Genomic DNA, 23,489 nt, shown 5'->3' with positions numbered 1-23,489 from the left:
AATAATGAGCAATAGTTCGAAATTAAAAATGTCTTGATGGAGAAGAGTAGACAGTGTCCGATTGAACAGGGAGGAAGCGCCGTAGGATTGAGAGCGTTTCTGCAAATAATGGGCTGTTGAAGTTCGCTCCGGAGCAGTTCCTTGAACCTCAAGCGTCATGTAGATGGCGAATGGGCAAGTAGAGGATACCGGTTCACGACCGTTACAACGTGCAGAGCGAGATGATGATGCATAGCGTGAACAAGCACCTGTATTGCCGAAAGGCAGAGTAATAGGTGAGCTGGGCTTGATTGTCTAACGAGGGTGGTACCACGGTCTTTTCGTCCCTTACCGGGAGAAAGGACCTTTTTTTGTTGTCTGAAAAGCTGGAGATGAAGAAAGGGGACTGAACAGGCGATGAGCGAAACCATCCAAATGAAGGAACATTTGCTGGCCTTGAAGGAAGAAGCACTGGAAGTATTGGAGAAGGTGGCAACAGCCAAGGAGCTGGCTGACCTGCGGGTTAAGTATTCGGGGAAAAAGGGTGCGTTGACTGAGATTTTGCGCGGTATGGGCAAGCTGAGTGCGGAAGAGCGTCCGGTTGTTGGACAAGTAGCCAATGAAGTACGCGAGGCCATTGAAGAAGTGGTCAACCGCAAACAGGACGAGTTCACGAAAGCGGAAACGAATGAACGTCTGCAAGCGGAAAAAATCGACGTTACGCTGCCTGGACGCGCGTTGCCGCAAGGCGGGCTTCACCCGCTTAACAAAGTGATCGAGCAAATTGAAGACATTTTCACAGGCATGGGTTATCGAGTTGCAGAGGGACCGCAGGCAGAGACGGATTATTACAACTTCGAAGCGTTGAATTTGCCTAAAAATCACCCGGCGCGCGATATGCAGGATTCGTTTTACCTGACCGAAGATCTGTTAATGCGTACCCATACGTCACCGGTTCAGATTCGCGCGATGGAAGCCATGAAGGGTGAAACGCCTATTAAGGTCATTTGTCCGGGTACGGTTTTCCGCCGTGATGATGACGATGCAACACATTCCTTCCAATTCCACCAAATTGAAGGACTTGTGATTGGAAAAGACATTCGTATGAGTGATTTAAAAGGAACCTTGCTGCAATTTGCACGCGAAATGTTCGGGGAATCGACCGAAATTCGTCTGCGTCCAAGCTTCTTTCCATTCACCGAGCCGAGTGCTGAAGTTGACGTTACCTTTGTAAAGAAAAATGGCGAACGCGTGTGGATCGAAATTTTGGGCTGTGGCATGGTGCATCCGAAAGTACTGGAAATGGGTGGCTTTGATCCCGAGGTGTACAGTGGCTTTGCATTCGGTATGGGTGTAGAGCGGATTGCCATTTTGAAATACGGCATTGACGATATTCGTCATTTCTATAACAGCGACCTATCGTTCCTGAAACAGTTTGCGCGTCAATAACAACTATATCAAGGGAAGTGAACCCATATGAAAGTATCATTCGAGTGGCTGTCCGAGTATGTATCGCTGGATCAGGTGAGCGCGGAGGAGCTGGCAGAGAAAATCACCCGTTCGGGCATTGAAATAGATGAAGTCGAACATCGCAACCAAGGGATTACTGGCGTTGTTGTCGGCTATGTAAAAAGCAAGGAAAAGCATCCGGATGCGGATAAGCTGAATGTGTGTATTGTCGATGCGGGTCAGGGAGAAGATCTGCAAATCGTGTGTGGTGCCAAAAACGTGGACGCAGGTCAAAAGGTTCCTGTTGCCGTTGTGGGTGCAAAGCTGCCAGGAGATTTTCATATTAAGAAGGCCAAGCTGCGTGGTGTTGTGTCCATGGGCATGATCTGCTCGGCGAAGGAACTGGGCATGAATGACAAGCTGCTGCCCAAGGAATTGCAGGAAGGGATTCTCGTGCTGCCGGAGGATGCTGAAATTGGTACGCCGATTACGAAGCTGCTGGGGCTGGATGATTACGTACTGGATTTTGATCTGACGCCAAACCGCTCGGACTGCTTGAGCATGCACGGAGCAGCCTATGAAGTAAGCGCCATTCTGGGACGTGATATTTCGCTGGCTGACCCGGCTAAGGATCTGGTGGAGATCAGTGATGCAGCAGCAGATCATTTATCCGTGAAAGTAGATACTCCAGAGCTGTGTACACACTATGCAGCCCGTTATATTACAGGTGTAAAAGTAGGGGTTTCCCCGTTGTGGATTCAAAACCGTCTGATGGCAGCGGGTATTCGTCCGATCAACAACATCGTGGATATTACGAACTATGTCATGCTGGAATACGGTCAGCCGTTGCATGCTTTTGATGCGGATAAGCTGGAAAATGGCAACATTGAAGTTCGGCTTGCTCGCGCAGGCGAAACATTAATTACGCTGGATGATCAGGAACGTAAGCTGGAGCCGCAAATGCTGCTGATTACGGACGGAGTGAAGCCGATTGCACTGGCAGGTGTGATGGGTGGGGCTAATTCGGAAGTGACAGATGCGACTGTCAGCATTGCGCTGGAATCCGCGAAGTTTGATGGCGGTACGGTGCGCAAAACCTCCCGTCAACTTGGACTTCGTTCGGAAGCAAGCCTGCGTTTTGAAAAAGAGGTTGATCCAGGTGCCGTTGTACCTGCTGTAAACCGTGCGGCGGCGCTGATCCAACGTTACGCAGGGGGAGTTGTACACCAGGGTATCGTAGAATCTGCTTCTGCAAAAGCTGAAAATCGTATTATCAAGCTGTCGCTAGATAAAATAAATCGATATTTGGGAACAGAGCTGTCACTGCTTGAGGTTAAAACGATCTTCGGTAGATTGCATTTTGGTTGCGGCGATGCAGAGCAGGGTGTGATGGAAGTTGAAGTGCCTACGCGCCGCGGGGATATTACCATTGACGTGGATCTTATCGAAGAGGTTGCGCGTCTGTACGGTTACGACAACATTCCGACCACGCCGATTGAAGGGCCTACCACTCCGGGAGCATTGACGGCATCACAATCATTGCGTCGTTCGCTGCGCAAATTGCTGGTGCATGGCGGCTGGCAAGAGACAATCAGTTATTCGTTTGTACATCCGCAAAGCGCGGGCTTGTTTAATGCCCTGACAGAAGGCAGCCATCCGGTTCGTTTGGCGATGCCTATGAGCGAAGACCGCAGCGTTCTGCGTACGAGTATGATTCCGCAGATGTTGGATACAGCGGTGTACAACATGAACCGGAAGCAGGAAAATCTGGCGATTTTTGAAATAGGCACTGTATTTTACACAGAGGAGCAAACATTAACCCGTCAGCCGCAGGAAATTCAAGTGCTCAGTCTGCTGTTGACTGGAGTGCGCCGTGAAAAACAATGGAACATCGGTGCTGAGAAGGTCGATTTCTTTGATATTAAAGGGGCACTTGAAACGGTGTTCGACTATTTCGGGCTGAGTGCAAGCATTCGTTATGTAGCTGACCAACCACAAAGTTATCATCCGGGACGTTCCGCTTCGGTATGGCTGGATGTGAATGGAAGCTCCCTGCGAATCGGTACGGTCGGGCAAATCCATCCGGAATTGCAGCAGTCTTATGGACTGAATGATACGTATGTAGCTGAAATTGCTTTACAGCAAGTCGTTGAACATGCCAACAATCATATCCAATTTAGAGAGTTGGCTCGCTTCCCGTCCGTGGAACGTGACATTGCTCTCGTGGTTGACAAAGACGTTGAGGCAGGCGAACTGCTTCGTGTTATTTATGCTGCAGGCGGAGAACTGTTGCAGGATGCACGGGTGTTTGACGTATTTACAGGCAGCAAGCTTGGTGAGGACAAGAAGAGCGTAGCTATTTCCCTGACCTACCGTCATTGGGAGCACACGCTGACGGATGAAGAAATTAATGCGGCGCATTCTCCTGTCGTTACGTCTCTGGAGCAAACTTTTGGAGCGGAATTGAGAAAGTAGCAGGAAATGCGGGAAGCCGTATCGAATCTTAGTGACAGAGGTTCGATACGGCTTTTTGGCCTATCATCATTGAAGCTCTCTACTCTGATATTCACCCGCTGCGGGGAAGCCGGACTATGGGGTTGAACGCTCCACCAAGGGCGGGGTACCATAGAATCGGACACAACTTAGAATCAACATACAGTAGTATTGAAGGAGGGCATAATTGTGACTACACCGGATCGTACTCGCGTCACTGTAGAGATCTACGGTACTTCTTATAGACTCGTCGGCAGTAATCCCGATTATATGAAACAGGTTGCTAATTACGTGGATGAACGCATGCACGGTATTTCCCAAGCTCATTCACGTCTGGATATGCCCCGAATTGCCGTGCTGGCTGCAGTCCATATGGCAGAAGAGGCTGTACAAATTCAGGAAATTCAAAGCCATATGAACCGATTAGCCGCCGAACGTGCCGAACTCCGGGGAGAGCTGGCGCAACTTCAGACAGCCCTGGGAGAACAGCAGCAGAAAAATACAGATATGAAGCAGTCTCTTATTCAATTGAACGAAGAGAAAGAAGCGACCCAGAAGAAGCTGGCAGAAACCGAATCCGTATCAGCCAAGGAAATTGCTGCATTGAGGACAAGGCTGGAGCAGCAGGAGAAGAAGGCAGCCGAGCTTGAAAATGAGCAAAAGCAGGCTAAACGTGAATTGGAGGAGTCCCGTCAAGAAGCTTCCCGTAAATTGAAAGAGCAGCAGGAAGCGGCAAATGCCCGGATCCGGCAGGCGGAGGAGCAAACGAAAAAGGAATTGGCTGAGGCGGCGAAGCAGTCTGAAGCCAAGCTTTTGGCTGCGGAGAAGGCTCATCAGGAGCGTCAACGCACAGAATTGGATAAGCAGCGTACTGCTTTGCAGCAGGAGCATAGCCAGAAGGTAACAGAATGGCAGACCAAGTGTTCCGGGCTGAATGAGCAGCTAGAGCAGGAGCGAACACAGTCGCAGCAAGAGCTGAATGAGAGAAATCTTCAGCACCAGGAAGCGGAGAAACGAGCCGAGGAAGCTGCGCTTGAGCAGGGGATTCGAATCGAGGAGCTTCAGGAGCAGTTGGACGAGGTACAGGCAGGCAAAGCAGAGCTCGCGTCCCGTTTGGGAGAAGCGCAAGAGCAAGCTGCATTATTGAAGCAGCAGCAGACCGAGTTGGAGTCCCAGCTGAAAACGCAGCGGCAGGCCGCAGCAGAACGGGAACAGGCGGATGCGCTTGCGCGTAAAGAGCTGCAGGACCGTTATGATCTTTTGGCTACGGAAGCCAAGGCTGTTCAGCAGCAAGCGGCTAAGCTGGAGGAAGAACAGCGCCGGATGCACAAGCTGCTGGAGCAGGCGCACGTATCCTCTCGCAAGCTGCAAAGCGAACTGGCTGCACTGGCTGAAAGTGAGAAGTCATGGCAGAAGCTTGCTGAGGAGCATCAGCATGCCGTCGATGAATTGGAGCTTTCGCTACAGGAGGCACGTGAACAGAAGACAAAAACGCAGGAGCAATTACAGTATGCTGAGGCAGAAGTGGAAGCTGTTAATAGCAAGTTTGCGGCACAGCAGCAGCGTCTGTTACAGCTGGAAGCCAAAATCAAAGAGCTTTCGCCTGAGCTAATACGTGTTCAGGATGAGCTGAAAAAGGTAAACGGTCGTGAGCAGGAAGGAATACAGGCCTACAACGTGCTTCAGGAGCAGCATAGCAGCATGAAGAGCCGGGCTGAACAATTGGAGCGGAATATAAAAAAACTCCAGCGTGAAGATAGCGAACGGCAGAGTGAAATGGAACGTACTGCAGAAGAATTGTTGGAATGGCAGCTTAAATATGAGCAGTTGAAGGCCGAGGTGGAACGTTGGGAGGCTGAAGACGCTGCACGCAAGGAAGAATTTGCTACGTGGGAACGTGAAATAGCCGTAACGGTTGAACAAAAGGAGCAACTGCAGGAGGAGATCCGTTTGGCAGTTGAAGCTGCCGAAACGGCGAAGGCTGAACAGCAATCTGTAGAGCAGGAACGGCTTGCTTTACAGTCTGAGCTTAATGAAGTGGGTCAAAATTATGAAATGGCGGCTCATCAGCTTCGTCTTTTACAAGTTCAGCAGGATGTAGATCGGGAAAATACAGAAAAGATTTCGACGGAATTGCGTCAATTGCAGGAAGAATACACCAAGCTTCAAACGGAGTATAATGAATGGATTGAGCTCATCGAACAGGATCAGTAGATACGGATCATAGATGTAACGCAAATCCCCGGCTGCTTATCGCCGGGGATTATTTGTATACTGGATTCACCGTAGGTGTGTGCGTGACAAAAAGCTGCCCTTTGGCAGAATAAATCTGCTTGGGACAGCTTTGCCGCGGTGTAAACCGAAAATTAATCCTTGGCCTTACGACCGGCTTCAAAAGGTGTTGCTACCGGAATGAACAGGTCGATAATCCCGATAACCAATGCAGCTAGCAATGCGCCCATCACAGAAACACTCACACTGGTCACAATATATTGAGCCACCCAGATAACCAGAGCGCTCACCAGAAAACCTACGATACCGCGTCCGAATGGAGAAACGCGCCGACCGAACATGGCCTCAATAATATAACCAATCAAGGCAATGACAATCGCAAGGATCAGCGCGCTCCAAAAGCCGCCTACACTAAATCCGGGAACGATCCAGCTTACGACCATCAGTACCAGGGCGGCTACGATGAAACGCACAATGTGCCCAAGAATGCTCACGGAATAACCTCCTTCGTTTTTTTGAAATTGCAGGGTTAGACAAAGGTTAGTGTGTGGCATGGAGAGCTTTCTTATGTGTAAAACAGTGTTGGCAAATAGCGTAAGTTTGCGGCTTTCGGTATAATATAGATATAAGTGAAAGGAGTAGTGAAGTTGGACTCTAAAATTTTTAAAACCCTTGAATACCAAAAAATTCTAAATAAACTAAGTCACTATGCCCAAACGACAACAGGCCAGCAAACAGCTCTTCGACTACAGCCCAGCGATGATTTGGAGCATATCAAGAAACTGTTGAAAGGCACGGATGAGGCCTATGCTGCTGATCGGCTCAAAGGAGTGCCTTCATTTAACGGAGTGGTGGACATTACTCCGGCGGTGAAACGCGCACGTATTGGCGGAACGCTGAGTCCGCAGGAGCTGCTTGGCATTCGGACTACAGTGCAGGCTGCACGTCGTATACAGGTGTGCGTAGCAAGTCTGCATGAGGAAAATCCTGTCGAAACCTTGCTGTTTTGGAGTGAGCAGCTTTCAGAGCAGAGAAGCTTGGAAAACTCGATTAAAGGCTGTATTGACGAAAACGCAGAGGTGCTGGATTCTGCCAGTACAGAGCTTTCGCAAATTCGCCGGGAGCTGCGCTCCGGTGAAGTGCGTATTCGTGAAAAGCTGGATTCCATGATTCGTTCCTCCACCGTCTCCAAAATGCTGCAGGATCAGTTAATTACGATTCGTGGAGATCGTTTTGTTATTCCGGTCAAGGCCGAATACCGTTCTTATTTTGGCGGAATTGTGCATGATCAATCCGGATCTGGTGCAACGTTGTTTATTGAGCCGGAATCGATTGTAGCGATGAACAACAAGCTGAGGGAAACACGGCTGAGAGAAGAACGTGAAATTGAAGTCATTTTACAAAAGCTGACAGCGCTTGTCGCCGAACAAGCGGATATGCTGCTGTATGATGTGGACATTTTGGGCAATCTTGATTTTATTTTTGCAAAAGCGCGTCTCGCCCGTGAAATGAAGGCCACCTTGCCTTTGATGAATGATCGCGGATACTTGAAGCTGAAAAAAGGCAGACATCCTCTAATCCCGTTGGAGCAGGTCGTTCCCATTGACGTGGAGCTGGGCAATTCCTACACCTCCATTATCGTTACGGGACCCAATACAGGGGGGAAGACAGTTACCCTGAAAACTATCGGTCTGCTAAGCTTGATGGCGATGTCAGGACTTTTTGTACCTGTGGAGGATGAAAGTCAGCTATGCGTATTTGACGCCATCTATGCGGATATTGGTGACGAGCAGAGCATTGAGCAAAACTTGAGTACTTTTTCCAGCCATATGACTAATATCATTAGCATTCTGAAAAATATGACACCTAAAAGCCTTGTGTTGCTTGATGAGGTAGGAGCAGGAACAGATCCGGCGGAAGGCTCGGCGCTGGCTGTATCGATTTTGGAGCATATGCATGCAATGGGTTGCCGTATGGTTGCGACGACTCACTATAGTGAATTGAAGGCGTATGCCTATGAGCGCAAAGGAATCATTAATGCAAGCATGGAATTTGATGTCGCTACATTAAGTCCTACTTATCGTCTTTTGGTCGGTGTACCTGGACGAAGCAACGCTTTTGCCATTGCCGAGCGATTGGGCTTGCCGAGCCGTATTTTAGACTATGCCCGTGGTGAGGTAACAGAAGAAGATCAGCGCGTCGAGCACATGATTGCGTCACTGGAGCAGAACCGTTTGACGGCTGAGCAGGAACGGGAAAAGGCGGAGCAGCTCCGTACGGAAATGGAAGCATTACGCAGCCGTCACCAGACTGAGCTGGATAAGCTGGAGTCACAACGGGACCGTATGCTGGAAAAAGCAGAGGATGAAGCAAGAGTTCTAGTAGATAAGGCTCGTAGCGAAGCAGAGAAGATCATTAGCGATTTACGCAAACTGGCTCAGGAAGAAGGAGCTTCTGTTAAGGAGCATAAGCTGATTGCAGCTCGTAAAGAGCTGGATGAGGCTGAACCTAAGCAACGCAAGAAGAACACGGTCAAACGTGCTGCTACACGTACTCGTTCTATTATGGCCGGAGATGAGGTATCTGTTCATAGTCTGAACAAAAAAGGCCACGTGGTCGAGCTGTCTGGTAGCAAGGAAGCTGTCGTTCAACTGGGTATCATGAAAATGAAGGTCAGTCTGGATGATTTGGAGCTGCTACAGCCTGCTCAAACGCCTGCACCAAGGGTTCAAAAGCCAGTCACAGGCGTCAAACGAACGAGGGATGATAATGTACGCAATGAACTTGATCTTCGGGGAGCGAATGTCGAGGAAGCTCTGATCGAGGTAGATCGCTTCATGGATGAAGCATTTTTAGCCAATCTCGGTCAGGTTCACATTATTCATGGCAAAGGCACAGGGGTTTTGCGTACAGGCATTCAGGAATATCTTCGCAAGCATAAGCATGTGAAAAGCTACCGCATTGGCAATTACAATGAAGGCGGCACAGGGGTAACTGTTGCTGAACTGGAATGAGCTACGGGTTTGCCGGCTTCTGCCGGCAATGCTCTGTAGAACGGGAGGGACGAAGTGAAGATGGCGATTGATGAATTGCTGTCACATCCGTTGGGAATGATGCTGGGCTATTTCTCGGTGGCGGTGCTGGAGCTGATTGTATTTTTGTCATGCTTTGAGCTCGTAACCCGGTATAAGTGCTGGGAAGAGATCAAGCGTGGAAATATTTCGGTAGCGATGGCTACGGGCGGGAAAATGTTCGGCATCTGCAACGTGCTCCGCTTTGCCATGGAAGCCAAATCCAGTGTGTATGATACGATGATTTGGTCATTCGTTGGCTTTTTACTGCTGCTTGCGGCGTATTTTCTGTTTGAGTTTCTGACACCGGTATTTTCTATCGATCGGGAGATTAAAGAGGATAACCGTGCTGTTGGCTTGTTCTCCATGATTATTTCGATATCGTTATCTTATGTCATTGGTGCTAGTGTGACTTGACACATCCTGTATACTATAGCTTGGTATATGCTTGGGAACGGAAGGATGATAAAGCTTGGAAATGACTATTTGTCCATGGTGTAGCATGGAAATTATTTGGGATGAAGAACTGGGTCCTGAAGAAGAGTGTCCTTATTGCCATAATGACCTGAAGGGATACTCAGACATAAATGATGATGAAGATGAGTCAGAGTCGGCTTCTGCGTCTGTACACGGACATGCAGCTGAGCATCGGCACGAACATACAAAACGCGATCATGCTGCATCTGGCAGCTCATTGCTCCATTCTCATGAGAAGGAAGCATTAACGGGCTATCGTACACTGAGCATTCAGCTTGGCGATGATGAGGAGCAGGATATTTTATATGAAGCCGAGGATGAAGCGGTAGTTGAAAAGCCAGAGGGCGCTCCATTGTTGCAGGACAATGAACTTCATAAGATGCCTGTGCTGCATACCCTGCAAAAATTTGAAGAAAGCGGTGCGGATTTAATGGCTTATGAGCAAGGCGCTGAACAAATACTAGATGGACAGGATGAAGTTCTTGAATGCTCCCAGTGCGGTGAATATATGCTGCATGCGGGATCGCAAACTGTAACCGGAGAAGGCTTTAAACCGTCGCTCTCTCCTGCGCTTGGCCGACCTGTTCTGGATTTGCCGTTTGTCTTGAATGTTTATGTGTGTCCGAGTTGCTTCCATGTTCAGCAGACGCTTTCAGAGGAGGATCGACTGCAGATGCTGGAGAAGCTCAGTGGTATTTCCAACAATTAAATAGTTAACCCCCCGGATAGTCCCTAGCTTGATAGGGGCATCTTAAATCGAAGAAATCTTAAAGCAAGCTGACCTGTATGTCATAAGCTGATGGGTGATTTTCGGTTAGGGGGAACTACATTGAAATCAAACCTAAACGGACAATCCATTCTGCTGCTAAGCTTGAATGGATTGTTTGTGTTTGCAGCAGCTTTGTCCGGCACTTTTCTTAACGTGTATTTGTGGAAAAGCAGGCAGGACTACGCAATGATCGGTTGGTTTAATGTCAGCCAGCAAATTGCGCTGGGAATTATGGTCTGGGTGGCTGGAAAATGGGTCAAGGAACATAACAAAATGAATGCTCTGCGCGTAGGGACCGCTATGTCCGGCTTATTTTATTTGGTCGTATTATACACGGGTCCGCAAGCTGTAAACTACATATGGCCGCTCGGGATGTTGTTGGGGGCAGCGCTGGGTTTATTCTGGTTGGCGTTTAATGTGATTTTTTTCGAAGTCACAGACCGGGTAAGCCGTGATCATTTTAACGGCTGGGTGGGCCTGCTGGGTTCATTTTCTGGCATTGTGGGTCCTTGGCTGTCCGGCTGGATTATTGCCCGAATGGAGGATGATGCCGGTTATCGTGTGATCTTCAGCATTTCACTGGCATTTTATGTCGTGGGGGTAGTGCTGAGTTTCTTTCTACGTAAGCGCAAAACGACAGGAAAATACAATTGGAAGGAGCCCAAGCAGCGATTGTCACAAAAAGGGAGTATGTGGCGTCCATTGTCGTTATCCCTTGTTGCACAGGGCATCCGTGAAGGTGTTTTTGCCTTCCTGATTACACTGCTTGTGTATGTAGTAACGCAGCAGGAGTGGAAGCTGGCACAATTTTCACTTATTACGTCAGGTGTTTCGTTTTTCAGTTTTTGGGCTGTTGGCAAATGGCTCAAACCACATTATCGCTCGGCTGGTATGCTTCTGGGTGCCGTGCTGCTGGTGATTGTGCTTTTACCATTATTGTGGCGCATGGGATATAGCATGCTACTGATCATGGGGATAGGCACAGCCTTGTTCATGCCTCTATATTTGATCCCCATGATTTCTGCAAGCTTTGATCTAATGGGAACGAGTGAAGGAGATGCTAATCAGCGAGTGGAACTTGTTGTACTGCGTGAACTATGCCTCATGGTCGGCCGATTGACCGGAACGTTAATTTTTTTGGGTGTGTTAAGTATAAGCAAGGCCCCTGCTGCGATGATCTGGTTGTTAATTGGACTGGCATTAATGCCGGTGGCTGGATGGTTTTTTATGCGAAATGTACTAAAAATGGAGCAAAAAACAAAGCAGAATACATCTCATTCCAATGCACGGCGCTGGCACAAGCAAACCGAATAGTCTGCAAAGACAATTAAAAAACCTCCAATCCACTTTAGACGTGGGCAGGAGGTTTTTCGCGGTACATATGATTAAACCACTGGCTTCGTTGTATCGGGCGAGGGGCTGTTGGTACGGGTTAGTGAAAAAAGCTCCATTTCAGGTCGGTGTGTGCCTGTCAGCTCATCAGCCAATAGCTGTGCGGCCATCATACTGGTAACCGTCCCGTTTCCCCCGTACCCCTCTACAAAGTAGCAGTTCGGGAATCGCGGATGCGGACCAATATACGGCAGTCCGTCATGGGAGGAGCCGAACACGGCAGCCCATGCATAATCAATTTGAAATGGTACATCGGGAAAATGCTCCTGTAGCGCTTGTAGCAGCTTTTTCTGTTGGTGCAGCAGCCTGATTTCACGCTGGTTCGAGTTCAACACAGGCTCATCCAAACCGCCGATAATGATACGTCCTTCCCGGGTTGAGCGTATGTACAGATAGGGTCGTGCGGTTTCCCAGATCAGACACTGCTCGTGCCACAAAGATGAATTTCCAACAGGATTGGTGACGATAGCATAAGAGCTTTCAAGTATGGCTCCGCGATCCTTTTTAATTTCCTGAGTTTCATAGCCTGTTGCAAAAATGACTTTTTTCGTCCGAATGGTTCCATCGCTGGTATGGCAAACGACCTCATTTTCGCCAAATTCCAAATGCTTGGCTTCCGTATGCTCATACAAGCGCACACCAAGACGGTTCGCGGATTGTAACAATCCTTGGGCAAACCGAAATGGATTAACCTCGGCGTCCTCATGGGTGTACAATGCTGCCGGCCTTCGAAAAGGAAACCGGGTAGCCACCTGTTGCTCCTCCCAGTATTCCACCGGGAACCCAAACCGGGTTAGCTGTTTGTATTCTTCCTGCAGCATCTGCACGTCCTCCGGTGTACTCGCATAGTACAGGCTGCTGCGTCGAATAAAGAAAGGATCGATATCCAGCGTGGCCGCCAGCTTTTCCAACTGATCCAGAGCATCCTTGCACATCCGGTAAAACAGCACACCATTAGTCTCACCAAGCGTATGGATAAAAGAGGTTAATGTCTTGTCATTACTATATTGCAGCAGTCCGGTATTCGCCGAAGAACTTCCATGGGCCAGCTTGCGCCTGTCGATAAGCACTGTATTCACCTGTCGTTCTCCCAGCAGCTGAGCGCAGAGGGACCCACTCATTCCGCCTCCGATAATCAGCACGTCACAATCCAACTCCTCTGCCAAAGGCGGAAAGTCCAGCGTCTGCTCCAGCGTACTCGGCCAATAGGTACTTCCACTAATCAGATCCATATACGTAGCACTCCTTATAGCCAATATGTAGTATCTCATATATGTCGTACATAGTATTTCGCGAAACGGACAAGATAACCAGCGTGTAACAAAACATTTAAGGAGGCACAGACTATGCAATCTATGAACATGCAACCTTTGACTGGCAAAGAGCTGGAGTACATCGTAGACTCCATTTCTAATGAAGAGCTTTTGCTCAAGCAATGTGCGGCGTCAGCAGCGTCCATCCAGCGGCCTGCTATTCAACAAGCCTGTTTGCAATTCGCGAGAACCCATGAACACCACTTGAACCTGCTTTCTAATGCCCTTCAACAGCACCAGCAGCTTGCTCCTACGCAACCGCAGCAGTAAGGATGTATTAACCAAAAAAAGGAGGTATGACAGGATGTATCAACAGAACAATATGTCATTTATGCCCGAAGAAGATTTGCTCTATGCGATTCTTGCTGATATGAAACGTACAGTAGGGGAGTATACAACGGCGACCACAGAATCCAATTGTCAGTCTGTACGCCAGATGTTCACCGACCTGACGAACGATACGCTTCGTATGCAAGGCGATATGTACCGTCTGATGAGTCAGAACAATATGTATTCCATCACGTGCAAAGCGCTGCGCGCCGATGTGGACAAACAAATTCAAGAAGCTCGCAAGACTCAACAGGAATGCCAGCAGTTCATTCAGCAAAAATCGTCCTCTGCAGGAGGATATGGTCAGCCTATGCATCAACAGGGCCAGCCTTCCCATCAGCACAACCCTTATTATATGTAAACGGGTTAGCAATTTCCCATAACAGCCGTCCGTCTGCCGGGTTTACCGGGGCGGACGGTTTTTCTTTGCAGGTTTAAAGTACGTATTGTATGATGTATAGTAATCTCTTTTGATGGAGGCCTTATGTAGAATGACAGAACTGGATGATTTGAAATTAAAAGTACTGGAATTGTTAAAAGAAGATGCAAGAAGAACACCGACTTTGCTGGCTACTTTGCTGGGGGTTGACGAGCAGGATGTGCGTAAATCAATTAAAGAGCTTGAAGACCAGCATGTGATTGTCAAGTACGCTGCTGTGGTCAATTGGGATAAAGTCGACGACGAGAAGGTTACTGCTTTGATCGAGGTACAGATTACACCGGAGCGTGGAAGAGGCTTTGAAGGCATTGCCGAACGGATCTATTTGTATCCGCAAGTGAAATCGGTTTATCTCATGTCCGGGGCATACGACTTGCTGGTGGAAGTTGAAGGCCGTAACCTCCGTGAGGTCGCTAATTTTGTGTCTGAAAAGCTGTCACCTATTGACTCCGTATTGTCCACCAAGACCAATTTTACGCTTAAAAAATACAAGCAGGACGGAATTATCTTTGAGGACCATCAGGAAGATAACCGTCTGATGATTTCGCCGTAAAGGAAGATCATGATGAATCTCAAATCAGAAGCATTTACCGATAGCAACAAAGCCATGAGTTCCTATTTGTCCCCGCTGGTACGTGAAATCCCGTCTTCGGGTATTCGCAAGTTTTTTGATTTGGTGGGGAGCAACAAGGATATTATTACCCTTGGGGTAGGTGAACCGGATTTTACCACCCCTTGGCATATGCGGGAAGCCTGCGTCTATTCGTTGGAGCGGGGCTTTACCAGCTATACGTCCAACGCGGGAACACCTGAATTGCGTGAAGCGATTAGTGAATATCTGAATGAGCAATTTGATGTCCGTTATGATCCGAAAAAGGAAATTATCGTTACGGTCGGTGGCAGTGAGGCGATTGATCTTGCCTTGCGCGCGTTAATCGTACCTGGCGACGAAATTCTCGTCCCTGAGCCGTGCTATATTTCATATTCTCCAATCACTTCGATTGGGGGCGGGATTCCGGTAGGTATCGAAACGTTTGCCAAGGATGAATTCAAGCTAACCGCTGAGGCACTGGAGGCTAAAATTACACCTAAATCCAAGGTGCTGATTTTATGCTATCCGAGCAATCCGACCGGAGCTACGATGACTTATGAAGACTGGCTTCCGATTGCTGAACTCGTGGAAAAGCATGATTTAATCGTTATTTCTGATGAAATTTATGCCGAATTGAATTATGGCGATAAGCATGTCAGCTTTGCTTCTGTGCCGGGTATGATGGATCGTACGATTCTCGTTAGTGGTTTTTCCAAAGCTTTTGCCATGACAGGCTGGCGTATTGGATATACATGCGGGCATCCCGACCTGATTGCTGCTATGCTCAAAATCCATCAGTACACCGTCATGTGTGCTCCCTCCATGGGGCAAGTTGCGGCACTGGAAGGCTTGCGGAATGGTTTGGGCGAGAAGGACCGGATGGTGGAAGCCTATAATCAGCGTCGCCGTCTAATGGTGGAGGGATTCCGGGACATTGGTCTGGAATGTCACGAACCGCGGGGGGCCTTCTATGTTTTCCCTAGTATTCAAAGCACAGGACTCAGCTCGGATGAATTTGCGCAGCGCCTTTTGACTGAGGCGAAGGTGGCGGCTGTGCCGGGGAATGTGTTCGGTTTGGGAGGCGAAGGTTACCTTCGCTGCTCATATGCGACTTCTGTCGGTCAGCTGACGGAAGCACTGGATCGGATTGGCCATTTTGTAGAAAAAGTAAAAAAAGAAGGCTAAAATTATTTTTTTATGGTTAAAAAATAGAAAAAAGACTTTTATTTCTAAATTTATATGCTATAATTTGAAATCGAAAGCAGGAAGTTCAATTTTTCAAATTGCAGGAGGAATGCTCATGTCATATGTTGGATATCATTCGTCGCGTTCAATAGGATACGACATTTCCCTGGAAGATGAAATTTTGCTTCTGCGCAATGAGATGATGCGGATGTTTCAGGAAGAGAAGTCCTTTACCTCTGATCTTGTTATCGAGATCAGTTGCAAGCTCGATTTGAAAATCAATGAATACATGAAGCTGTATGGTACGGAGTGCAAGGTGTGACCGTGTGCAGTCAGCTGAACATACGAGGAAGGCCGCAGGGCCTTCTTTTTTTGCGTTCACAACTTATGATATATTAGTGGCATGGAAGAGGGGGCACACAGATGAGAGCAGGGATAAAATGGCTGTCACCATGGATAATCGGAATGCTGGCACTCGTACTATTGGCCGGATGTGGTGAACGGGACAAGGACAGCTTTTCCATTTTTATTATGGATAAAGGGGATGCTTCAGTCGTTCGTGATGAGCTGACACAAAGGCTTAAGGATAAGCTGGGCGGGCAGGCTCCCAATATCGAAATTTCAGTTAGCCCGCTGTACAACCAGCAGAAACTGGTTGTTGAGTATGCTGCTGGGGAGCATGATCTGTTTCTTTTACCAGAAGAGGATATGAAGCTGTATGGACAGAATGGCTCGAATCTTCCGTTAGACGATGCCTTTGACAAAAAAACGTATGCTCGGGGTGTGTTCGAGGGCGGTGTATTTGAGAAGAAGGGGCAGGGGGAAGAAGGAACAGATGTGATCAAGGAAACTCATCTATACGGGATTCCCGTGGAGCAGATGAAGATGTTCAAGGATTTAAAATATAACTCAAAAACATTATTTGCTACCGTACCTCCACGTACAAGCAATAAGGAAGAGGCCATCAAGGTGCTGAAAGCACTCACAGAATGATAAGGGGGATGGAGTAGATGGGGATTTACACGAGAACAGGTGATGAGGGACAAACTTCGGTGATCGGCGGTCGGGTGTCCAAGGATGATGACCGTGTGGAGGCATACGGCACAATCGACGAGCTGAACAGCTTTGTAGGACAAGCCATCAGCTTTGCCGAAGGAGAACAGTTTGCGGATATCCGGACCCAATTGGAGGAAATACAGCAGGAACTGTTTGATTGCGGCTCGGATTTGGCATTTGTCAAAATCGATGAAAGCAAATATAAGGTGAAAGACGAGCTGGCAGAACGGCTGGAAGGCTGGATTGATGCATGTCAGGAGGAAAATCCGAAGGTAGAGCGGTTTATTATACCAGGGGGCAGCACATTGTCTTCTACGCTACATGTTTGCCGTACAGTGTGTCGCCGCGCGGAACGCCGTGCTGTCACACTGGGGAAGCACACGCAAATTAATCCTGCGGTACGTCGGTATTTGAACCGTCTTTCCGATTATTTCTTTGTCGTGGCCCGCACAGCGAATGTGCGTCAGGGCGTACCCGATGTCGAATATGTGCGGAGCAAAAAAGTGTTCCGCAAATAAGGAGGCAACCGGGAATTTGTGATGGACTTGTACTATGAACCTATCGTGTATATGATCCCTCCTGAAGAGGAGGGCATGCTGTTGAAGACGATTTTGCAGAAAAGAATGAACATTTCACGCAAGCTGATATCCAAACTCAAGCTGACAGAGCAAGGGATCATGCTGAACGGGACACGAGTGTATATTAGCGTAAAGGTAAAGGCTGGGGATCGGGTAGAAATTCGTATGAAGCGCGAGCGTTCCGATGATATTTTACCCGAACCCATTCCTTTTGACATTTTGTATGAGGATGAGCATCTGTTGGTCGTAAACAAGGCGGCGGGAATCATTGTTCATCCGACACATGGACATTACACAGGCACTCTGGCTAACGGAGTTGTGCATTATTGGCAGTGCAAAGGAGAGTTGTTCCGGTTCCGTCCTGTTCATCGTCTCGATCAGGAGACGACAGGTGTGCTGGTTGTGGCTAAAAATCCGTATGTACACCAGCATATTTCCGAGCAGATGATTGCGGGAACGGTGGATAAGCGCTACACAGCTCTGGTGCACGGGCGTCCTGGGCAACTGGAAGGAAGGGTGGATGGGCCGATTGACCGCAATCCGGATGATCCACATTTGAGAATGGTGACTCCGAGTGGTTATCCTGCTCTGACGATGTATAAGCTGGAGGAAGCGTGGAACGAGGGGAGCCGAATGGGTCTAAAATTGGAATCCGGGCGTACGCATCAAATTCGTGTGCATATGACGTATATCGGTTGCCCATTGATCGGAGACAAAATGTACCGGGCTATACCCGATGACGCAGCGCGTCGTGAGCAATATGAGCAGCTTGATGCCCAGATGCCTCGGCAAGCACTGCATGCTTCGGAGTTGTCCTTGATGCACCCTGTGACAGGGGAGCGACTGACGTTCTATGCTCCTCTACCGGATGATATGGCCGAAATGCAGGAGCTGTTAAGAAACAAAATGGAGGATTAACCTAACGATGAGTCAACTGAAAATTTATCAGTATTCCAAATGCGGCACCTGTCGCAATGCAGTAAAATGGCTGCAAAACAAAGGACATGAGACGGAACTGATTCCTATTTTTGAGCAACCGCCCGGACCGGAGGAGCTGGAAGATTTGATCCGTAAAAGCGGACTGGAGCTCAAGAAATTTTTCAATACGAGCGGTGAGGTTTACAAGGAGTTAAAATTGAAGGACAAGCTCGGAGATATGAGCCGTGAAGAGCAAATTTCACTTCTGTCCTCGAATGGAAGATTGATCAAGCGCCCCATCGTAACAGATGGGAACAAAGTCACGATAGGCTTCAAAGAGGAAACATTTGAGGAGGCATGGGGTGCTCAATAACGCCCAATTCCGCTCCGCGATATGGTATACTGTTGGAGTTAAATAATATGAATGAATGGGAGCAATACAATCTGTGACACAACGTAATGAACAATCCATAATGCTGGTTGACGGCATGGCTCTGCTATTCCGCGCTTATTATGCAACTGCCGCAAACGGATATATTCGTCGTACAAAAGCTGGAGTGCCAACAAACGCCATATATGGTTTTATTCGATATTTTTGGGATGCGGTTCAAACATTTGATCCTACGCATGTCATTTGCTGCTGGGACATGGGCGGAACGACTTTTCGCGGAGAGCATTTTGCTGCGTATAAAGGAAATCGAGCTGACGCACCGGATGATTTGATTCCCCAGTTTACATTGATCCGTGAAGTGACGGACAGCCTTGGCATTCCCAATATTGGAGCTGAAGGCTTTGAGGCGGATGATTGCATCGGTACGCTTGCACGCCATTATACGCAACATGAGGACATGGATGTGATGATTCTCTCAGGGGATCATGATTTACTCCAACTGGTGGATGAGCGGACACGGGTTATCATTATGAAAAAAGGCCACGGCAACTATATGGTGTATACCCCGGAGACATTGTTGGCTGAAAAAGGGCTTAAGCCGCGCCAAGTGGTGGATATCAAAGGCTTAATGGGGGATGCGAGCGACAATTACCCGGGGGTACGCGGTATTGGTGAGAAAACAGCGCTCAAGCTGGTGCAGGAATATGATTCCATTGAAGGTATTCTGGAGAATCTGGATCAGTTGACGCCATCGGTGCGCAAAAAGATTGAGAGCGATCTGGATATGCTGCATCTTTCACGCAAGCTTGCTACAATTCATTGTGATGTGCCTGTAGCGTGTGCTTTGGACAGCTGTCTGCTGACACTGGATCATGTGCAAATTGTCGACAAGTTTGAGCAGCTTGAAATGAAAAGCTTATGTACGTTGATGGGGGTTGCCACCGGATCATAATGAGGCAGCTGTGCTGCTTCATATTGAATATTCAGGCAAAGTATCTGTGAGGATGCTGACGTTTGGATCGTTAGTGTCCTTTTTTGTGTCCATAGGCATCAGCATAGAAACAGTCATATGTATACAATTGTGATCAGGGGATTGACCTTGGACACGTTTCAGGTGAATATAGTGAAAGGTAACGGATTTCGAATGAGAGGGGACAACACAAGCTATGGCAGTATTGGGAGCAATTGAAGCAGGCGGTACCAAATTTGTATGTGGAATCGGCAATGAACGGGGAGAGGTACTGGAGCGTGCGAGCTTTCCAACAACCACACCAGCGGAAACGATGGAGAATGTCATTTCATTTTTTGAAGGGAAGGGTATTGAAGCGCTGGGAGTAGGGTCATTTGGACCGATTGATCCTATCGAGGGCAGTGATACATATGGCTATATTACGACAACACCTAAGCCGCATTGGGGGAATTACAATCTGATTGGCAAGCTGAAAGAGCATTTTGATGTACCTATGGGATTTGACACCGATGTGAACGGAGCAGCATTAGGTGAATCCATCTGGGGCGCAGCCAAGGGAATGGACAGCTGTCTGTATATTACGATAGGTACAGGCATTGGGGCAGGTGCTTTGGTTGGGGGTAAACTGATTCATGGATTATCTCATCCAGAGATGGGACATATTCTGGTGCGTCGTCATCCAGAGGATACTTATGAGGGTACATGCCCTTATCACGGAGATTGTCTGGAAGGACTGGCAGCGGGTCCTTCGCTCGAAAAAAGATGGAAGGTTAAGGGACATGAGCTTTCTGTTGATCACCCGGCATGGGAGATGGAAGCGTATTATCTCGCACAGGCTTTGATGAGCTATGTATTAATCCTGTCACCGCAAAAGATTATTATGGGCGGAGGCGTAATGAAACAGGAGCAGTTGTTCCCGCTCATTCGCAGCAAGCTTCAAGAGCTTTTGAACGGCTATGTACAGCATCCGAGTCTGACAACAGACATTGATCAATATATCGTAAGTCCGGGATTGGGTGACAATGCCGGATTGTGTGGTGCTCTTGCCTTGGCAAAGGAAAAGCTAAGTCGTTGAGAATTTCTGGTTGACGACGCTCCAAGGTACGGTTATCATATAGACAACAGTATAGTACGGCTCAAAAAGGGAAGCACCTTTCTTGCGAATACGCGGGATAGGTGCTTTTTTTGTGTTTTTGCGTTGTGCGGGACTGTAATCAATGATACAACAGGGAGGAAAATCATGGAGATTGTATTTTTAAATCGCTTGTCCAAACGGAATGAACATGGCTATGAGAGTTTTGCCCAGGTGTGGATTGGGCAACATGAAGGGATATGGAGTGCTGGCTGGAGTACGCACCATGACTTGGATGAAAGCACGGATGATCTTTGGTATGAGGGCAGCTTGTGGCAGGAATTGCTGCATGTGTACCGCCATGAGCTGGCGCTCAAGATGGCTGAGGGCTACAGACCCTTGATCCATGGGGTTTTTAATGAGCACGAAGGAGCAGCAGGACGGGGGCAATCGCTGCAAAAGCTGTACTGTTATAGCGATTTATTTCCGCGTGACGATGTATATGAGCAGTTGACATTGTGGAGACGGCAGAAGGCAGCCACCGAGCGCAAAGCCCCTTATTTTATCGCTACGAATCGGCTGCTCCGACTCATTAGCGTTTATCTTCCCCATACGGAAGAGGAATTGCTGGAGCTGCCCGGTGTGGGCCAGGGCAAGATGTCTCAATATGGGCAGGAGCTACTGGCTATTACGACACAAAATGACCGGACCACATCATTTCCACTGAATTGGGTAACCGAGACGCTGGAAGAAGAAGTTTTTTTGTCATGGATGTACAAACAAAAACAGAACCAGTACAGACAGGAGCTGAACAAATTCAGCCTGACAAAAACGATTATTGAAGGTGTTTCAGATGGTCTTTCACTGGAGCACATCGGAATGAAGGCAGGTTTGCATCGTAGAGAGATGATTGAAGCTGTGGAGCATCTGGACAGGGATGGATTTGATATGGAGAAGCTCATCCATAAGGAACTGGTGAACGTATCCGAGGAAGAACAGGCAGCCATCTGGTCTGCCTATGAAGAGTTGGGGGATACGCTGCTCAAGCCCGTCATGTTGCAAGTGTACGGCGAGGAAAAGGCGGCAGAAACAGGGCTGGATCAAGTTTATGAGCGTCTGCGTCTAATCCGTATCCGTTTCCGCCATCAGGGGACATCAGATCGACATGTGGGATAAACCTAATACAAAATCGGAAGCACCGATCATTCGCCGAAAGGCAAAATAGGTTGGTGTTTTTTGTAAGATAGGACATATTATCAACAAGTATCAACTATAAACCAAAGCAGCAGCTATATCCTGACTGGATACGACTGCTGCTTTGGTCACACGTTTCTTTTTAAACCCAGTCCTTCTTGCGGAAAATAAAGAACATACTCACACCCAGCGCCACCATGACACCAATAACAACAAAATAGCCATAATGTGTATGAAGCTCAGGCATATTGTCGAAGTTCATTCCATATATTCCGGTAATAACCGTCAATGGCATAAATATAGTCGTAATTGCTGTAAACACGCGCATAATTTCATTGGCACGGTTAGCAATACTGGATTGATAAGCTTCTCGAAGGTTACCCATCAAGTCGCGGTAAGTTTCGAAAGTCTCCGAAATTTTCACAGCATTTTCATAAATGTCGCTAAAATACTTTTGCAATTGATCGTCGATGAGGCGTAAATCCCGTTTATTCAAGGTATTAATGACCTCTTTTTGCGGTCCCAGCACCTTTTTCAGCCACAAAATCTCACTGCGCAAGCCGATGATCTCATTCAAATGCGACTTTTTTGTATGCATTAGAATATCTTCTTCCAGCTTTTCAATGCGGACCTCAATCCGGTCACCAACCAGAAAATAATTATCGACGATCAAATCGATCAGCAGATACATAAAACGGTCCGGCTGACTTACTTCCTGCTCCCAAAGCAAAGGCTTAAGTGAGCGAAGCTCGTTGATTTTTTGCTTGGTCACCGTAATGATAAAATGACGACCGAGAAAAATGTTCAAAGCACGTAAAAATATTTCTTCATCATCAAAACGAATACTGTTTACAACGATAAAATAATGGCTTTCGTAGATTTCAATCTTCGGACGCTGCTCTTCTTCGCTCAAACAGTCCTCCACCGCAAGATCATGCATGGAGAATAAAGGCTGGAGCACTGCCAGATCTTCAACATCGGCATCAATCCAATAAAAGCCCTCCGCCGGTGCAGTAAGCGCCATTTCAATTTCTTCGACAGGGGTAAAAACCCCGTTGTTTACCAAACGGATTTTCATATATGTCACTCCTTATGCTCCGTCGTAACGGAAATACGTGTACCTTAAGCATAAGGAATGGGCTCAGTTAGCCGTTTAGCCGGTTCGGATAAGCGAGCATTCCCATTAAAAGCCGAAGGCTTTTGGAGCATGCAGAGCCTGGCGTCCCGTCTCTCGGCAAGCTGAAGTCATTCCTATGCTGTTGTTCAGGGATCGCCGCCTATTCGGACTCGGGTCGCCTTCCATTCCGGATTCACCTCACAAATGTTCTTTTTAGGTTGCCACAATAACGCAGAAAGCACTCAAAATCTGCACTGTTGCACCATTATTTTGCCTATTAGCACTTGTATAGTATAACGCTCGGCCTACGGCCTTTCAAGCGCAAAATCATGGCTGAATCAACAGTAGTGACAAGAGATCCAGCGATAAGAGGGGAATGATTTAACCTATGGAAAAGCTAGACAAAATGTGAATGGAGGACACGAATTTACAAGTCCCATCTTGACGAAGCCCAGCCGATGCATTAAAGTGT

Annotated in this window: 22 protein-coding genes; 19 read left to right on the top strand and 3 right to left on the bottom strand. The window is 47.9% G+C overall.

Translation table 11 applies throughout. The annotated features are described in order from the left end of the window. The first annotated feature begins 396 nt into the window (after positions 1–396). The 3 genes from pheS to zapA all read left to right on the top strand — a co-directional run bounded on the left by pheS (position 397) and on the right by zapA (position 6,135). Complete coding sequence (pheS, locus tag KQI_RS0122980) at positions 397–1,428, top strand: phenylalanine--tRNA ligase subunit alpha (protein WP_007429535.1); 1,032 nt, start codon at positions 397–399, stop codon at positions 1,426–1,428. A gap of 27 nt (positions 1,429–1,455) precedes the next feature. Next, positions 1,456–3,903, top strand: coding sequence for a phenylalanine--tRNA ligase subunit beta (gene pheT / locus KQI_RS0122975; protein WP_010349234.1), 2,448 nt, complete (start codon positions 1,456–1,458; stop codon positions 3,901–3,903). 207 nt (positions 3,904–4,110) lie between these two features. After that, entirely contained in the window at positions 4,111–6,135 is a 2,025-nt protein-coding gene (zapA, locus tag KQI_RS0122970; protein ID WP_010349233.1) for a cell division protein ZapA, read from the top strand. Between the two features lie 152 nt (positions 6,136–6,287). Here the strand turns inward: zapA and KQI_RS0122965 are convergent, their stop codons facing one another. Continuing rightward, the gene (locus KQI_RS0122965; RefSeq protein WP_010349232.1) at positions 6,288–6,647 is read right to left on the bottom strand and encodes a phage holin family protein; all 360 of its coding nucleotides are present in this window, start codon (positions 6,645–6,647) and stop codon (positions 6,288–6,290) included. Positions 6,648–6,800: 153 nt separating this feature from the next. Between KQI_RS0122965 and KQI_RS0122960 the strand changes: the two genes are divergently transcribed. From KQI_RS0122960 to KQI_RS0122945, 4 genes are all read left to right on the top strand, one after another. Then, positions 6,801–9,167, top strand: coding sequence for an endonuclease MutS2 (locus KQI_RS0122960; protein WP_010349231.1), 2,367 nt, complete (start codon positions 6,801–6,803; stop codon positions 9,165–9,167). A gap of 60 nt (positions 9,168–9,227) precedes the next feature. After that, the gene (locus KQI_RS0122955) at positions 9,228–9,641 is read left to right on the top strand and encodes a DUF350 domain-containing protein (protein ID WP_010349230.1); all 414 of its coding nucleotides are present in this window, start codon (positions 9,228–9,230) and stop codon (positions 9,639–9,641) included. 55 nt (positions 9,642–9,696) lie between these two features. Then, positions 9,697–10,410 carry a hypothetical protein gene (locus tag KQI_RS0122950; protein WP_029390298.1) on the top strand — a complete coding sequence of 238 codons (714 nt, stop codon included), beginning with the start codon at positions 9,697–9,699 and terminating at the stop codon, positions 10,408–10,410. Positions 10,411–10,530: 120 nt separating this feature from the next. Next, positions 10,531–11,784, top strand: a complete 1,254-nt coding sequence (locus KQI_RS0122945; RefSeq protein WP_010349228.1) for an MFS transporter — start codon at positions 10,531–10,533, stop codon at positions 11,782–11,784. 71 nt (positions 11,785–11,855) lie between these two features. Here KQI_RS0122945 and KQI_RS0122940 read toward each other — a convergent pair whose 3' ends face one another. Next, positions 11,856–13,094, bottom strand: coding sequence for an NAD(P)/FAD-dependent oxidoreductase (locus tag KQI_RS0122940; protein WP_010349227.1), 1,239 nt, complete (start codon positions 13,092–13,094; stop codon positions 11,856–11,858). Positions 13,095–13,208: 114 nt separating this feature from the next. On the opposite strand from KQI_RS0122940, the gene KQI_RS0122935 reads away from it, so the two are divergent. The 12 genes from KQI_RS0122935 (at position 13,209) to KQI_RS0122880 (ending at position 21,882) form a co-directional block, all read left to right on the top strand. Continuing rightward, positions 13,209–13,445, top strand: coding sequence for a hypothetical protein (locus KQI_RS0122935; RefSeq protein ID WP_029390297.1), 237 nt, complete (start codon positions 13,209–13,211; stop codon positions 13,443–13,445). Between the two features lie 34 nt (positions 13,446–13,479). Next, complete coding sequence (locus KQI_RS0122930; RefSeq protein ID WP_010349226.1) at positions 13,480–13,866, top strand: spore coat protein; 387 nt, start codon at positions 13,480–13,482, stop codon at positions 13,864–13,866. A 130-nt stretch (positions 13,867–13,996) separates the two neighbouring features. After that, a complete protein-coding gene (locus tag KQI_RS0122925) occupies positions 13,997–14,497 on the top strand; it encodes an Lrp/AsnC family transcriptional regulator (protein ID WP_010349225.1) in 501 nt (166 codons plus the stop codon). 12 nt (positions 14,498–14,509) lie between these two features. Beyond that, positions 14,510–15,721 (top strand): aminotransferase class I/II-fold pyridoxal phosphate-dependent enzyme, encoded by a 1,212-nt coding sequence (locus tag KQI_RS0122920; protein ID WP_007429547.1) that lies wholly within the window; start codon positions 14,510–14,512, stop codon positions 15,719–15,721. 115 nt (positions 15,722–15,836) lie between these two features. Next, positions 15,837–16,043 carry an aspartyl-phosphate phosphatase Spo0E family protein gene (locus KQI_RS0122915; RefSeq protein ID WP_010349224.1) on the top strand — a complete coding sequence of 69 codons (207 nt, stop codon included), beginning with the start codon at positions 15,837–15,839 and terminating at the stop codon, positions 16,041–16,043. A 101-nt stretch (positions 16,044–16,144) separates the two neighbouring features. Further along, positions 16,145–16,714 carry a type 2 periplasmic-binding domain-containing protein gene (locus tag KQI_RS0122910; RefSeq protein ID WP_010349223.1) on the top strand — a complete coding sequence of 190 codons (570 nt, stop codon included), beginning with the start codon at positions 16,145–16,147 and terminating at the stop codon, positions 16,712–16,714. Positions 16,715–16,731: 17 nt separating this feature from the next. Then, entirely contained in the window at positions 16,732–17,295 is a 564-nt protein-coding gene (locus KQI_RS0122905) for a cob(I)yrinic acid a,c-diamide adenosyltransferase (RefSeq protein WP_010349222.1), read from the top strand. Positions 17,296–17,316: 21 nt separating this feature from the next. Beyond that, positions 17,317–18,273 carry an RluA family pseudouridine synthase gene (locus KQI_RS0122900; RefSeq protein WP_029390296.1) on the top strand — a complete coding sequence of 319 codons (957 nt, stop codon included), beginning with the start codon at positions 17,317–17,319 and terminating at the stop codon, positions 18,271–18,273. A 7-nt stretch (positions 18,274–18,280) separates the two neighbouring features. Continuing rightward, positions 18,281–18,646: an arsenate reductase family protein gene (locus tag KQI_RS0122895; RefSeq protein WP_010349220.1), complete on the top strand. Its 366-nt coding sequence runs from the start codon at positions 18,281–18,283 to the stop codon at positions 18,644–18,646. A gap of 73 nt (positions 18,647–18,719) precedes the next feature. Then, positions 18,720–19,616 (top strand): 5'-3' exonuclease, encoded by an 897-nt coding sequence (locus KQI_RS0122890; protein ID WP_010349219.1) that lies wholly within the window; start codon positions 18,720–18,722, stop codon positions 19,614–19,616. Between the two features lie 214 nt (positions 19,617–19,830). Continuing rightward, entirely contained in the window at positions 19,831–20,709 is an 879-nt protein-coding gene (locus KQI_RS0122885) for an ROK family protein (protein WP_010349218.1), read from the top strand. Positions 20,710–20,874: 165 nt separating this feature from the next. Further along, positions 20,875–21,882, top strand: coding sequence for an HRDC domain-containing protein (locus KQI_RS0122880; protein WP_010349217.1), 1,008 nt, complete (start codon positions 20,875–20,877; stop codon positions 21,880–21,882). A gap of 160 nt (positions 21,883–22,042) precedes the next feature. Here the strand turns inward: KQI_RS0122880 and corA are convergent, their stop codons facing one another. After that, complete coding sequence (gene corA, locus KQI_RS0122875) at positions 22,043–22,978, bottom strand: magnesium/cobalt transporter CorA (RefSeq protein ID WP_010349216.1); 936 nt, start codon at positions 22,976–22,978, stop codon at positions 22,043–22,045. Between the last annotated feature and the right edge of the window lie 511 nt (positions 22,979–23,489).

It is taken from the genome of Paenibacillus peoriae KCTC 3763 (assembly GCF_000236805.1).
GTDB lineage: Bacteria > Bacillota > Bacilli > Paenibacillales > Paenibacillaceae > Paenibacillus > Paenibacillus peoriae.
Note: the sequence above shows the minus strand (reverse complement) of the source record. Positions and strands in the feature narration are given on the sequence as shown.

Bases quoted from the DNA above. Each gene is read 5' to 3' on its own strand.
- pheS (WP_007429535.1), top strand. From the start codon at position 397: ATGAGCGAAACCATCCAAATGAAGGAACATTTGCTGGCCTTGAAGGAA.
- pheT (WP_010349234.1), top strand. From the start codon at position 1,456: ATGAAAGTATCATTCGAGTGGCTGTCCGAGTATGTATCGCTGGATCAG.
- KQI_RS0122955 (WP_010349230.1), top strand. From the start codon at position 9,228: ATGGCGATTGATGAATTGCTGTCACATCCGTTGGGAATGATGCTGGGC.
- KQI_RS0122940 (WP_010349227.1), bottom strand. From the start codon at position 13,094: ATGGATCTGATTAGTGGAAGTACCTATTGGCCGAGTACGCTGGAGCAG.
- KQI_RS0122935 (WP_029390297.1), top strand. From the start codon at position 13,209: ATGCAATCTATGAACATGCAACCTTTGACTGGCAAAGAGCTGGAGTAC.
- KQI_RS0122930 (WP_010349226.1), top strand. From the start codon at position 13,480: ATGTATCAACAGAACAATATGTCATTTATGCCCGAAGAAGATTTGCTC.
- KQI_RS0122925 (WP_010349225.1), top strand. From the start codon at position 13,997: ATGACAGAACTGGATGATTTGAAATTAAAAGTACTGGAATTGTTAAAA.
- KQI_RS0122920 (WP_007429547.1), top strand. From the start codon at position 14,510: ATGAATCTCAAATCAGAAGCATTTACCGATAGCAACAAAGCCATGAGT.
- KQI_RS0122915 (WP_010349224.1), top strand. From the start codon at position 15,837: ATGTCATATGTTGGATATCATTCGTCGCGTTCAATAGGATACGACATT.
- KQI_RS0122910 (WP_010349223.1), top strand. From the start codon at position 16,145: ATGAGAGCAGGGATAAAATGGCTGTCACCATGGATAATCGGAATGCTG.
- KQI_RS0122905 (WP_010349222.1), top strand. From the start codon at position 16,732: ATGGGGATTTACACGAGAACAGGTGATGAGGGACAAACTTCGGTGATC.
- KQI_RS0122900 (WP_029390296.1), top strand. From the start codon at position 17,317: ATGGACTTGTACTATGAACCTATCGTGTATATGATCCCTCCTGAAGAG.
- KQI_RS0122895 (WP_010349220.1), top strand. From the start codon at position 18,281: ATGAGTCAACTGAAAATTTATCAGTATTCCAAATGCGGCACCTGTCGC.
- KQI_RS0122885 (WP_010349218.1), top strand. From the start codon at position 19,831: ATGGCAGTATTGGGAGCAATTGAAGCAGGCGGTACCAAATTTGTATGT.
- KQI_RS0122880 (WP_010349217.1), top strand. From the start codon at position 20,875: ATGGAGATTGTATTTTTAAATCGCTTGTCCAAACGGAATGAACATGGC.
- corA (WP_010349216.1), bottom strand. From the start codon at position 22,978: ATGAAAATCCGTTTGGTAAACAACGGGGTTTTTACCCCTGTCGAAGAA.